The organism is Ensifer sp. LC163, from assembly GCF_001695855.1.
Taxonomy (GTDB): domain Bacteria; phylum Pseudomonadota; class Alphaproteobacteria; order Rhizobiales; family Rhizobiaceae; genus Ensifer.
Genome location: NZ_MBSS01000010.1, coordinates 1 through 12,150, shown reverse-complemented (window position 1 = coordinate 12,150; position 12,150 = coordinate 1). Strand labels below are relative to the sequence as shown.

The 12,150-nt window shown below is 58.9% G+C and carries 11 protein-coding genes; 4 read left to right on the top strand and 7 right to left on the bottom strand.

The features are described from left to right. Positions 1-91 precede the first annotated feature (91 nt). A complete protein-coding gene (locus tag BC360_RS08730) occupies positions 92-1,900 on the bottom strand; it encodes an ABC transporter ATP-binding protein/permease (protein WP_065795023.1) in 1,809 nt (602 codons plus the stop codon). Positions 1,901-2,171: 271 nt separating this feature from the next. Here BC360_RS08730 and BC360_RS08725 point away from each other — a divergent pair, with 271 nt between their 5' ends. Next, a complete protein-coding gene (locus BC360_RS08725; RefSeq protein WP_065794938.1) occupies positions 2,172-3,656 on the top strand; it encodes a pyridoxal phosphate-dependent decarboxylase family protein in 1,485 nt (494 codons plus the stop codon). A gap of 35 nt (positions 3,657-3,691) precedes the next feature. On the opposite strand, the gene BC360_RS08720 is transcribed toward BC360_RS08725, so the two are convergent. Then, on the bottom strand, positions 3,692-4,990 hold the full coding sequence (locus BC360_RS08720) for a S41 family peptidase (RefSeq protein ID WP_065794937.1): 1,299 nt from the start codon (positions 4,988-4,990) through the stop codon (positions 3,692-3,694). A gap of 203 nt (positions 4,991-5,193) precedes the next feature. Then, positions 5,194-6,090 carry a LysR family transcriptional regulator gene (locus tag BC360_RS08715; protein WP_065794936.1) on the bottom strand — a complete coding sequence of 299 codons (897 nt, stop codon included), beginning with the start codon at positions 6,088-6,090 and terminating at the stop codon, positions 5,194-5,196. 115 nt (positions 6,091-6,205) lie between these two features. Between BC360_RS08715 and BC360_RS08710 the strand changes: the two genes are divergently transcribed. Further along, entirely contained in the window at positions 6,206-7,192 is a 987-nt protein-coding gene (locus tag BC360_RS08710; protein ID WP_083222488.1) for a cyclase family protein, read from the top strand. A gap of 217 nt (positions 7,193-7,409) precedes the next feature. Here the strand turns inward: BC360_RS08710 and BC360_RS08705 are convergent, their stop codons facing one another. Together BC360_RS08705 and BC360_RS08700 are read right to left on the bottom strand one after the other, a co-directional pair. Continuing rightward, on the bottom strand, positions 7,410-7,727 hold the full coding sequence (locus BC360_RS08705; RefSeq protein WP_161491368.1) for a FliM/FliN family flagellar motor switch protein: 318 nt from the start codon (positions 7,725-7,727) through the stop codon (positions 7,410-7,412). A 160-nt stretch (positions 7,728-7,887) separates the two neighbouring features. Beyond that, positions 7,888-8,244, bottom strand: coding sequence for a hypothetical protein (locus tag BC360_RS08700; protein WP_065794934.1), 357 nt, complete (start codon positions 8,242-8,244; stop codon positions 7,888-7,890). Between the two features lie 905 nt (positions 8,245-9,149). On the opposite strand from BC360_RS08700, the gene BC360_RS08695 reads away from it, so the two are divergent. Then, the gene (locus tag BC360_RS08695) at positions 9,150-9,587 is read left to right on the top strand and encodes an NUDIX domain-containing protein (protein ID WP_065794933.1); all 438 of its coding nucleotides are present in this window, start codon (positions 9,150-9,152) and stop codon (positions 9,585-9,587) included. Positions 9,588-9,812: 225 nt separating this feature from the next. Then, positions 9,813-10,193, top strand: coding sequence for a DUF4440 domain-containing protein (locus BC360_RS08690; RefSeq protein ID WP_065795021.1), 381 nt, complete (start codon positions 9,813-9,815; stop codon positions 10,191-10,193). A gap of 145 nt (positions 10,194-10,338) precedes the next feature. Here BC360_RS08690 and BC360_RS08685 read toward each other — a convergent pair whose 3' ends face one another. Next, a complete protein-coding gene (locus tag BC360_RS08685; protein ID WP_065794932.1) occupies positions 10,339-10,647 on the bottom strand; it encodes a hypothetical protein in 309 nt (102 codons plus the stop codon). Then, a complete protein-coding gene (locus tag BC360_RS08680; RefSeq protein ID WP_065794931.1) occupies positions 10,644-11,855 on the bottom strand; it encodes a tyrosine-type recombinase/integrase in 1,212 nt (403 codons plus the stop codon). Before BC360_RS08680 ends, BC360_RS08685 begins: the two co-directional genes overlap by 4 nt. Positions 11,856-12,150 lie beyond the last annotated feature (295 nt).

Here is a 12,150-nt window from a genome sequence, read left to right as displayed (position 1 = left end):
ACCGAAACAGCGCCTTCCATGAAGGCGCTGTTTCTTGTTAATCAAATGGATGCGTCAGCAATTTAATGTGCCGCCTTCAGCGCAGACGCTGTCAATCAACCAATTGCGGATTGGTCGGGCGCAGGCTCTTTGGACGGATCAGACGCAACGAACCGCCGGCGGCGTCCTTCTCGAGCTCCAACACGCGGGTGAAGAAGCCGTTGGCGCGTTCTTTGCGGCCGATGTTGACGATTGCCGCCTTACCCATTTCGCGGTCGAGAAAGGTCATGACCTTGCGATAGGCATCGTCCTCAAGCGTGTCCAATGCCTCGTCGATGATCAGCCACCGAGGCTTGTGCAGGCCAAGGCGGGCGATTGCCAGAAGGCGCATTTCGACTTCGCTCAGATTGAGCTTCTTTCGCATGTCCTGATCGAGGCGGTCGGCGAGGCGGCCGAGGCCGACCTTGGAAAGCACGCCGCCAAGTTCGCCGTTCTTGAAGCTGTCTGGTGTCTTCGGGTAGGCGAGCACCTCCTCCAACGTACCCGGCGCAAAATACGGCGAGCGGGGAACGAAGGCGAGGCCATCATCGATCGGCAGCGAGATGCGGCCGTGCCCCCAGGGCCACAGGCCAGCAATGGCCCGGAAGAACGGAGCCTTATCAACCTCCGACGCACCGGTGACAAGCACCCGTTCGCCGGGATTGATCGTGACATTCGGCTCTGAGAGCTTGATGCAACCGGCAGCCGAGACGATCTCGATATGATCGAACATCATCTGCGGACCGTCCGCCGTAACGAACTCGATGCGCTTGTCACCTTCGTGCCGGTCGTCGATGACGAGAAGTGCCGAGCGGAAGGCCGCGACGCGCATCAATGTCGCGCGCCAGTCGGCAATGGCGCCGATATTGTCCACGAACCAGCGCAGTGAGGCATGTACCTGATTGAAGGCACCAACGGCCATCATCAGACCGCCGAAGCTGAGATCGCCGGCAAAATAGACGGGCGAGGCGATGACAATCGGCGCGACGACGGTGATCCAGCCATAACCGGCCGTCACCCACGTCAGTCGCGTGACGGCGAGCAGCAGGCTCTGGCTGATCTCAAGAACAGACGACAGATCGGCCTGCAGCCGGCGCTTCTCGTTGGCCTCGCCCGATGACAGCGACACGGCCTCGATGTGCTCGTTGATGCGCATCAGTGAGAAGCGCAACGACGCCTCGCGTGCGTAGTGTTCGCCGTTGAGCTTGACCAATGGACGCCCGACGAGCCAGCTCAACCATGAGGCCGTGCCGGCGTAGAGAATGGCGGCCCAGACCATATAGCCCGGAATGTCGATGGCCATGCCCGAGATGTGGAAGACGAATCCGTCCGACAGAGACCAGAGCACGCCGATGAAGCTTGCGAGCAGGATGCCGGATTGTATCAGCCCAATCGTCAGCCCCGCCGAAAGGTCCGAGAGATGGCGGGCGTCCTCGTGGATGCGCTGGTCGGGATTGATGCCGATGGCGCCGGCATTGGCCAGCCGGAATGCACGCGCCGGCTTCATCCATTCGTGGATGAGGTCGAGTGTCAGGCCTTCCCGTAGCTTCAGGCGGACAAGTTGGCCAAGCCATGTCTGCAGAACATTGAGAACGAGTAAGGCGCCGGCGATCTGGGCGAAGACGACGAGCTGGTGCAGGAATGCCTGCAGATCGCGTCTTTCCAGCGTGTCGTAGAACGGTTTGTACCATCGATTGAGGATGATCTGACCGAACGCAGTCGTCACGATCACCATCAGGATACCGAGGGCGAGCCAGATGATCCGGTTTCGGAGCGGCGAAGCCATGAAGGCTGCATGCATCATCCGCAACTGGGCGCCGAGGGGTTGTTCGTCGTTGGCCTCTACCCGACCATTGTTCTTGCCGTTTGTAGGGTTCGGCATCGATGCGAATCTCTCCGTCACGATCTCCATAGGGCAAATATAGCCTGCCAAGCCCGGTCTCCCTAGCGCCGATTATGGACGAGAGAGGGGCGGAGTGTTTCCATCCCCTGCGAATTTTATTGAAAGCGCGCGTCAGGAGTTCATATTGACGGCGTGGCAATGGCCATAAGAGGTAGGTGAGATCGCCGCCTAAACGGCCTTTTCGCTGACCTAATGCCGCACGCAGCCGTACCCCTTTCATGAAAGAATTTCGAGCAATCGGGAGGCACGAATGGAGGCATCACGAAAGACAGCCGCCGCCGGTGAAGAAACGCTGGATCCTGACGATTGGACGGATCTGCGCGCCTTGTCGCATCGGATCGTCGACGACGCCATCGATTACATCAGCGGTGTTCGTGATCGGCATGTCTGGCTGGACATGCCGGAGCCGGTCCGCGCGTCATTTGCCGCCTCGCTGCCCCAGTCGCCGACGCCGACGGACGAAGTCTACCGCGAGGTGGCTGCGAATGTCTTGGGTTACCCAATGGGTAACATCCATCCGCGTTTCTGGTCCTGGTACATGGGGTCGAGCAATTTCACCGGAGCACTCGGCGACTTTCTTGCCGCCATCCAGGGCTCCAATCTGGGCGGCGGCAATCATGCAGCAGCGCTCATGGATCAGCAGGTCGTCGATTGGTGCAAGGAGATGTTGGGATTTCCAGCCTCGTCCAGCGGCACGCTGGTCAGCGGCGGATCGGTTGCCAACATCATCGGCCTTGCCGTGGCTCGCAATGTCAAAGCCGGTGTCGATATCCGGGAGCTTGGTGTTGCGGCAATCGCGCGGCCGTTGCGCTACTATGGATCCGACCAGATCCACAGTTGTCACCGCAAGGCGATGGAGACGCTTGGGCTTGGAAACCAGGCGCTCCGGCGCATTCCGACCGACGCCGAGCTGCGCATCGATGTGGCTGCGCTGAGGCGTGCGATCACGGAAGATCGCGCGGCGGGATATATGCCTGCCTGCGTGATTGCGACCGCTGGCACCGTCAACACCGGCGCCATCGATGATCTGCAGGCACTCGCGGCGTTGGCGGCAGAAGAGGACCTCTGGCTGCACGTCGATGGCTGCATCGGCGCATTGATCGCCGTTGCTCCGCAGAACCGCTTTCGCGTCGCCGGGATCGAGAAGGCCAATTCGGTGGCGCTCGACCCGCACAAGTGGCTGCACGCGCCATTCGAGGCTGGCTGCGTGTTGATTCAGGATGCTTCGGCCCATCGCGGGACCTTCGCAGTGACGCCGGAATATCTGGTGGCAACGACGCGTGGTCTCGCGGCAGCACCCTGGCTTCATGACTATGGCCTGCAGACGTCACGTGGCTTCAGGGCGCTGAAAATCTGGATGTCACTGAAGGAGCACGGCATCGCCAAGTTCGGCCGGCTCGTCGACCAGAATATAGCCCAGGGGCGGTATCTGAGCGACCTGGTCGACGCGGAGCCTGCGCTCGAACTGGTGGCGCCGACCAACATCAATATCGTCTGTTTCCGTTACCGCTGCGAAGGCAAGGACGGCGACGAATTGAAGGCACTTAATACCGAGATCATGCTGCGCCTGCAGGATGAAGGGACCGCAGTTCTCTCCGACACGACCGTGCACGGTGAGCATTGCCTGAGGGTCGCGATCAACAATCACCGCACCAGACGGCAGGACTTGAAGCTGCTCGTCGATGAGGTCGTCCGGCTTGGTCGCGAAATCGTTTGGGGGAACGCGGCAGCCTGAATGGGCCTGCAAGGGGCAAGGTGTGACGTTCGTGATCACCGTGTCAGCGAGCGTTCTCCTGGCGTCACGGTGCGGTCCGAGGTGCCGTCGGCAATCAGCCGAAGCAGCTCTGAGACCGCGGCTTCCCGTTGTGGATCTCGGCCGGCGGCATAGGCCAGGGGAAAGTCGACACCAATGTCCGGGGCGATCCCGGTTCCTTCCAGCCGTACGTTGCCGTCGATGACCGCATCGGAGACGGCAATTTCCAGCAGACTGTCGTCGGGCAGGATATAGGCGCGGCCTGCCAACAGGGCGCCGGCGGTGCGCTCGCCCACAAGGGGAATGCCGTTTATCCTGAGCGCATAGGCGAAAAGCTCGAGACCGCTGCGCGTGCCCTCATCGACCAGCGCCACCACCGGACCGCGCCAGCGAACATTTGCGAGCGTCGCTTGCCCGCGCCGCGGGATCAACCGGAACGATGGCGTGTCGCCGACGAAGAGTTCCGCGGCGTCGGCCGCACCGCCACCCCAGCGTCCGCGAAGGTCCACGACCACACCGTCGACAGCGCTCAGGCGACCTTGCGAAAGCGCGCGTGCGACGATATCCAACCCGTCGCGCGTCGACAGCGTCCAGAACCTGACATAGCCGATCGTTCTTCCGTCGCGTTCGCTCACTGCGATGCTGTTCTCGATCGCCTTTTCGAACGTTGGGAGCGGGCGTAGCCTTTCGACCGCAACCTTGACACTTATTGGCGCCGCATCTGCCTTGCGGCGCAGGCGGATGTCGACCGACTGCCCGACCTTGCCTTGAAAGGCGGCGATTTCGCGATAGGGCAATCCATCGACGGCGAGGATCTCGTCGCCCATGATGACCCCGGCCTTTGCCGCCGGAGAACCATCATAGACAGCGCTCACGAACCTGGCATCGCCTATCACCTGCGTGACCATGCCGATGCCGGGATAACTGACGTCTCCCTCCGGCGGAAACAGCCGCCGCAGATCATCGCGGATGGCGAAGCGAAATATGTCGCTCAGCTCGAAGTAGGCGATTGTGTCGGGTTTGAAGCGGCCGTTGTGGGACGCGCGCAGGCTGGCAAGTGCCATGTCGATCGCAGCATCAACGCGTGCGGCAGAACCGGTTGTGGAAAGCGCCGGTCTCGCGCCTTCGATTTCTTTCCTCGCAGTTTCGTTGAAGCGGCCGAGCGCGGTTTCGTCGTGAAACTCGGAGTTCACCAACGCGATGACGCGGTCGAAGACTGCATCGCCCGACCGCGGCAGTTCCGCCGCGAATGTGCCCGCAGACATGAGCGCCAGCAGGAACGCAGTTTGCAATACCTTGGACATCGCGTTGTGCATCGGCGGTCTTTCGGTTCGTTTCCGCTCATTATCGGCCTAAGCGCGGCCGAGGCGAGGCGTCGCGTCGCAAAATTGCGTGATCGCCACATGCCAGGCACTGATTGCACCGCGCGCAGCACTCCATCGTCTCCGGCTTTGGGGAGTGCTACAGCGACCTTTGCGCGTCTGATAAGACGCGCGGCGCTGTAGGCGCGCAAGCCTGGTTAGAAACCGGCTTGCCGAAACTCGCCTGCGAGAAATTCGGTGAAGACCCTCACCTTGGGCAGAAGCAGGCGGTTGGTCGGATAGACCGCGTAGATGCTGCGCCGGGCGAGCTTGTGCTGCGGCAAGATCCGCAGGAGCTTGCCGTTGGCAAGGAGCGGGTTGGCGATGAAGGAGGGCAAGACGCCGATGCCAACGCCGGACTGGATCATCTCGCAAAGCATCAGGCTGTTGTCGACGACGAAGCGTGCAGGCACATCGATGCTCGCGGCACCGTCCGGGCCTTCCAGCACCCAGTTCCCGGGTTGGTCGGCGAGGCGGTAGGCCAAGCAATGGTGGTTCTTGAGATCGCCGACCTCTGTTGGCGTGCCGTTTGCCGAGAGGTAGGCGGGTGCTGCGCAGATGAATTGCTCGACCTCGCCCAGCCGCCTGGCAACCAGGGATGAATCCGCGAGCGTCGCGCGCACGCGGATGGACAGGTCGAAGCCCTCAGACACGACGTCGAGCACATGGTCGTCGAGCGTCATGTCCACCTTCAACTGCTGATGAAGCATCATGAAGCGGGCCAGCATCGGTGCGAGTACGGTCAGTCCGAAGGACAGGGGCGCATTGATCCGGAGCCGGCCATTGATCTCGCCGGCTTCCCCGGAGGTCGTCCGCTCCAGATGGTCTAGCTCATCGAGCAGCCGGCAACATTCGGCGAAATAGCTGTGCCCTGTCTCAGACAGGCTCATGCGGCGCGTCGTGCGCACGATCAGCACTGTGCCGAGGCGCGCCTCGAGCTGCCGGATCTGCTTGCTGATCGACGCGTTCGATTGCCCCCGCTCTTCCGCCGCCTTGTTGAAGCTCTGAAGTTCGACGACACGGCGGAAGGAGCGCATGGCGGCCAGCAGGTCCATATTTTCTCCAGAGTAAATTATGTTTTCGTTCTATCGCTGATTATTCGCGCAGGCGCCAGCAATAAGGTGGGCTCAGTTTCCCGATGTCAGGGAAAGCGAGAAGAAGGAGTTCATCATGTTCGACACTGCAGTTTTCAGCCGCGCCCTGGCTGTCACCTTCATCGCCGGTCTCGTCGGCAGCGCGGCTTCAGCGCAAGAGGTTGGCAAGAGCCCATGGGGGCCGAAGGATGAGATCGGACGGCTCAATCTGATCACGCCTGAATCCCGCGCCACGATCCTGTCGCGCATCGATGGTGGCAGATCCTACGATCTAGCGGTCGAGTATTTCATCGGCATGCCAAGCTGGGAGGCGGCCGGCGATCCGCCATACCAGATGTGGATGACCCACACACCGCATGGCACCGCAGTTTCCGACCCGATGAAAGTGGGCAGGGAAATGAACGATCATGTCAGTTACACCGGCTCCGCCGTGTCGATGTATGCACATATGGGTACGCATATCGATGCGCTGAACCATTTCGGTCTGAACGGCAAGATCTGGAACGGTTATGCCGCCGCCGATTACCTCGGCGATCAGGGCTGGACCGTCACGGGTGCGGAGAAGCTGCCGCCCATAATTGCGCGCGGGGTGATGATCGATGTCGCCGCAGCCAAGGGCATGCAGATGCTGCCGGACAACTATCGGGTGACGCGCAAGGATCTGCAGGCGGCGCTCGACAGCCAAGGTGTGAATCTACAGCAGGGCGATGTTGTGCTGATCCGCACCGGGCGCATGCAGCATTACGAGAACGCATCCGCCTATATGAGCAATCCTCCGGGACTGAGCATCGATGCCGCCAAATTCCTGGTCGAGGACGGTGGCGCCATGGTGGTGGGCGCCGACAACCTCAGCTTCGAGGCGTTTCCTGCCGAAACCGAGAACAATTATGTCCCGGTCCATACCTATCTGCTCGCCCAACAGGGCGCGCCGATTATCGAGCTCGTCAATCTTGAAGGGCTGTCGAAGGATCGTGTCTACGAGTTCGCGTTTGTCGGCGCCTCCTTGAAGTTCCGCGGTGCGGATGCGGCACCGATCCGCCCGGTGGCCCTGCCGTTGCGATAAAGGTTGGCTAGCGCTTGTCGACGACTGTCCGACAGAGACGCCGCGGGAAATGCCTGCGGCGTCTTGCAACGTCTTAACGACCTTCTTCCAGACCGTGATCCCCTTTTTTCGCCTGATGGGGGCTCAACGGGGAGGAGGCGATGGCTGCCGGCCAAGAGGCGGACCTGCCTCTCATTGCCGTTTCAACGCTGGCCCCAATTCAGGTCACAATCACCTTTTAGCGACGCCTGCCGTGAGAAATCTCGACGATCTTGACGCCGATGGCGGTCTTGGATTCGTCGAAAACAATCTCGCCTCGGCCAATGACCGTGCCATTGACCTTGAGGTCGACCGGGTCTCCGAAATTGGTGTCGAGATCTATGTGGTCGTCCCGATGCAGCTTGTAGAGTTGGGCCACAGTCAATCTTGCGCGACCGAGGACTGCCTCGATGACAAGCGGTATGCCCTGTACTGCATGCTCGCCGATCGGGGCGCTCTCCGGCGGAATGGGGCCATTTTCGATTTCCGGCAAGCCATTATGCAACGTTTCGTTCATCATCATGCACCACCCAAAACACTGGTTTACAAGTCCTTAACAAAAGGGTTGCGCCAGTTCGCCGTGACAGGCAATGGCGCCTGGGAGGGCAGGGGCGGTGCGTCTAATGCGAGCGTTAACATTCCGTTAACATCCACAAAGGCCGCACCGGAAACACCTTCTAGAGTGTCATTGCGGACCAACTTCCTTCCCGCTTCTCGAACCCGATCGCCCGACGACCGTCAGGCAGCTTGTCACCGAGTCGGACGATGTAGACGTAGCCGCCATAGACCATCAGGCTGCGGTCGCCGTCGCTGAACACGATCTCGAACTTCGGCGGGCTTGCCGTGCCTGTGCCGCTTGCCGGCGCGATCTCAGGCGCCGGTTCCATCGGAACGTCGTTCCACGGCAAACTTTGGTAAGACGCGACATAGAATATCGCGGTCACGGCTGTAACGGCGCAAATGGAAAGCGCTGCAATTTGCGAGTTGAAGCCGATAGACCCCATCAGGTTCGGCTGAAACGTGGCAGCGGCCAATGTGCATTCCTCCTATGTTCTGCTGATGATTGGGCTGAGTTGGGCCAATGGCGCGCTGAGGCGTTCGCCGCGTCGCAGCTTACGACCACTCAGCGGGGCTGCCTCGGACTCCGCTTCATGTGGCGACTCAGTGCCGCTTCAGCGCTCTTGGCGAAACATTCCATCCGGGCTCTGGTAGGACAACGCGATTGGGCTCGGTTTCCACATCTTTCGATTGCTTCCCGAAGACGGCCACACTCAAAGGCATGAGCAAGCAAACTTGCCGCAGTATCAAGGCACCTTGGAGTCCGAAGGGGCAACCGCCACGCGGCCGTGCTTCATGGCAGCGATCAGCTCGCGTCCGTGGCAGGAGCAGCCCTGGTGCACATTCTCTGGAATGCATCAGAGCGGTCCGATCTCAAGTCAAAGTGACGATGGCAACTGCAACGAAAGCTGGTGACGAATGCAGCGTCGGAGTGCCCATTTCACCGCTCGATCGTACCGGCTTAATCCGCTCCGAACCCACGCCGGCGTAGAGTGGTTATGGAGGATTGTAGTGTTTGTGAGGTGGGTGCCCGCCAAGTGTTGCGCTGGCGCCGTTCGTCACACAGCGCCAATTATTCCTGGGTCGAAAGAGTGCGGTTTCGGCACTGAAGCTGGATGAGTGAGTGATATTCATCCCTTGTATGGCATGTTATTTCGGCAGTCACCGGTTGGGATGGGTGTTGCAACACCAAAAATAGGCCATTTGTTGCTTTTCAAATCTGACAGGTTCGCAACATGGAAATCCTTGTTGCTGACTTCGAACCGTAGCTTTGTTGCTTTTGATGGCGACGTGAACGTTGACGCGAAGCTTGCGCACGGTGATCATCCCAATTAGTCCTCGGCTAATCAGATCAGCCTCTCTTCTTCAAGAAAGTAATCGAATGGCATCCTACGTAATGGAGCTTCGCGGTCTGATCGGGAACCGATTGCTTCTGCTTCCTTCCGTTGCGGCGGTGATTCATGACGCCAAAGGCAATCTGCTTTTGCAAGAGAAGGCCTCCGGGGAAGGATGGAGCCTGCCCGCCGGTGCAATTGAGCCGGGAGAGACGCCGCAGGAAGCTGTCACTCGGGAGGTGATGGAAGAGACTGGCTACACAGTGTCCTCTACAAGCATTTTAGGCGTCTTCGGCGGACACGAGTTTAGGTACACCTACCCGAACGGTCACCAAGTCGAGTATGTGGTCACCCTCTTCAAATGCCAAGTGCTGGCAGTGCGAGATTCCTGGACGGATAACGAGACGAGATCGCTTCGATATTTCGCGAAGAACGATATGCCTCCCCTTGCAGTCCCATATCCACTTTCGACCTTTTTCGATTAGCTAATTAAAGCGGAGGGCGGTGTTCCTCGCTAGGCTCGCTGGAGCTGCCGCGACTATCTCGTTGATGAGATCGATATCGCCGACGAGAACGCAGCCCACAAACGGGTGGGTTTGTTGTTTTTGGGATTGTACGCTTTCGCAACAACAGCAACGATGTTGCTTTACAGAACAATGTCCTTTGTTGCTCCCGACGTCTTGATGCCCATCCCATTGGAGTTACCAGCGATGACAAGCCTTCGTGCCGAACTTGCCGATATTCGATCACTTGAAGAGGCCCTTCATCGCCCGGAAGTCAGGCGGTCAAGAGATGCGGTCGAAGCTTTGCTTGCAGAAGGATTTGTTGAATTCGGAGCATCAGGAACCGTATATCGCCGAGCAGAGATCATCGATCTTTTGATTCAGGAAGATGACAACAATGATGGTGATCTCAGAACGGCCAATTACAGCCTTACTTCTATTTCTCGCGACGCGGTGCTTTTGACGTACGAAAGTCAGCGCACACAAGACGACGGGTCAAAGCGGTATGTTTTGCGAAGCTCAATCTGGAAGCACAACGGGGAGAAGTGGCAGATGCTCTTTCATCAGGGCACGATAAAGCGAAGCTGAGCGCATCATTCAAATCTTGGATACTTGCTCCATAGTGCCGCCATCTATCGGAGCTTTGGCGATGTGCGACCGACAGACGAAGCCATTGCCCTCCTGTCCGCCTAAACAGGGTATAAGGTAACCATTCGACGCAGGTTCGGAGAGATCAATGGAGAATAAGGGCGTTGGCGGCCTTCATGACCACAGTTGTTGGATCGAGTCGCTGGAACCAGTCGACCACAACGTGCTTCATAGCGATACTCAAAGCACCGAAAGCATCAAAGTCGATCACCCGTTCAAGGCCGTCTACGCAGATCAATATTCTGCCGCTTGACGATATGTCCCGGATCGAGTGCACCTCATTGTTGAAGTCGTCGAAGTATCTAACAACAGAAGGCAGGGACGGCAGCTTAGCGGTCAAGCTGGTGATCTCGTCGAGCAGCCCAAGTTCCAACTTGAATGCAGCAGCGTTCAATGCTCTCGCTCCGGATTGATGCGCCTCAAGGCGTCCACGAAGGTGTCAAGCGTCTCGTCCCACACCTCTGCAAGGGTGGTCTCGAAGTAGGATTTGGCGTAGAGGCGGGGCATGTTCGACTCTTCCGACCAGCCGAAGTATTCCCGCAAATTCTCCTGCGCCGTGTCCAGATCGAGGCCCCTGTCGCGATACCGCGTCATCCGGACCACGGCTGCCGTATGTCGTAGATCGTGACAAGAAACGCCTTCAAGCCCCTGTTTTTCTAACGACTTCTTCGCTTTCTCGGACAGCGATTTGCTCGCCACCTCGAATATCTCGTTCATCGAACGAAGCGACAGAGGCTTGGCTTTCTGAGAGATCAGAAGGTGCGGATAATTCGCTTTGCCCCGGAAGTTCCTGATATAGGTGGGAATTAGATCAACAATCTCCTTGGGCATCGGAAGCTGCCGCCGAGATTTCGCGGTTTTCAAGCTGGGTTGCTCGTAGCGCGGGTCGCCGTCCTGCGTCTCCTCGACGTCGAGCCAGTAGTCCATAGTTCCGGTGGTGAAGTTGAAGTCTTCCTTGAACGAGTTTCCGTGCAGCAACGCGGCTTCACCACGGCGCAATCCCAGGAACAGCAGCAGGAAGAAGATAACGAGGTTGCGCCAGCGAAGCGCTTCCGTCTTGAACGGATTGCGAGGAGAATCCGGCCGGAAGATTTCGTGGAGGTCCAGAACCACCGTTGACGGTAGCGCGCGGATGACCGGTGCGCTCGTCTCGGGGTTTGGAGCGAGCTGGCGGTAAAGCGCGTCAAGCTTGAGAAGTTTGGCCTCCATTTCGGCGACGCGAGCGCCTGACGAGTTTCCTGCACGCCGGAGCATGTCGATCACGAAGCTGACGGCCGAGGTCCAGGTCGAGTTCTTGTCGAAACCCGTGATGACGGCTTCGTTTCGTAGTTGGGCGAGGAAACCCAGTAGGACGTCCTCAAGTGCATCCGCGTCAGCTTCCGCGATCAAGCGGTCAAGGCACTCGCTGCCGCGTTGGCGCTTGGCCGCGTCGTAAAGCCGGTCCAAAGCGGTTAGATGCTTGCGCCTGGTCGACGGCTCCAACGGCGGTGTCAGTACGTCGATCCAGATGGTCGCCCAGAACCGAGGAATTCCGTAATGGTCGACGCTGGCCATGCCGCGTAAAGTTGGCGGCAGCAATGATGAAGCAAGATTGACCGGCATAGCTGACCCGCGCTCCTGAACCCGCGCAAATGTCGCTATGCCAATCTAAAAAAGCAACACTGGAAACCGCCGTTTATCGAGGAATTCCACAACAATGTAACCGGCGGTTTGGGATCAAAAAGCAACACGAGCAAAACCGCTCGGGTGTTCCATAACGTATATTATGTGACTTTTGAGTGTAGTGGCTATTTAGTAATGCGACAGTTGGGCCAGTTAGAGATGCGACACTCTCGCCTCTCGACGCGCTGGTCAATGTCAACGTTGGGAGCAAGGATGACGACCTTCCGCCTGGTGG

Bases quoted from the DNA above. Each gene is read 5' to 3' on its own strand.
- BC360_RS08730 (WP_065795023.1), bottom strand. From the start codon at position 1,900: ATGCCGAACCCTACAAACGGCAAGAACAATGGTCGGGTAGAGGCCAAC.
- BC360_RS08680 (WP_065794931.1), bottom strand. From the start codon at position 11,855: ATGCCGGTCAATCTTGCTTCATCATTGCTGCCGCCAACTTTACGCGGC.
- BC360_RS08715 (WP_065794936.1), bottom strand. From the start codon at position 6,090: ATGGACCTGCTGGCCGCCATGCGCTCCTTCCGCCGTGTCGTCGAACTT.
- BC360_RS08690 (WP_065795021.1), top strand. From the start codon at position 9,813: ATGACAAGCCTTCGTGCCGAACTTGCCGATATTCGATCACTTGAAGAG.
- BC360_RS08705 (WP_161491368.1), bottom strand. From the start codon at position 7,727: ATGAACGAAACGTTGCATAATGGCTTGCCGGAAATCGAAAATGGCCCC.
- BC360_RS08720 (WP_065794937.1), bottom strand. From the start codon at position 4,990: ATGCACAACGCGATGTCCAAGGTATTGCAAACTGCGTTCCTGCTGGCG.
- BC360_RS08725 (WP_065794938.1), top strand. From the start codon at position 2,172: ATGGAGGCATCACGAAAGACAGCCGCCGCCGGTGAAGAAACGCTGGAT.
- BC360_RS08695 (WP_065794933.1), top strand. From the start codon at position 9,150: ATGGCATCCTACGTAATGGAGCTTCGCGGTCTGATCGGGAACCGATTG.
- BC360_RS08710 (WP_083222488.1), top strand. From the start codon at position 6,206: ATGTTCGACACTGCAGTTTTCAGCCGCGCCCTGGCTGTCACCTTCATC.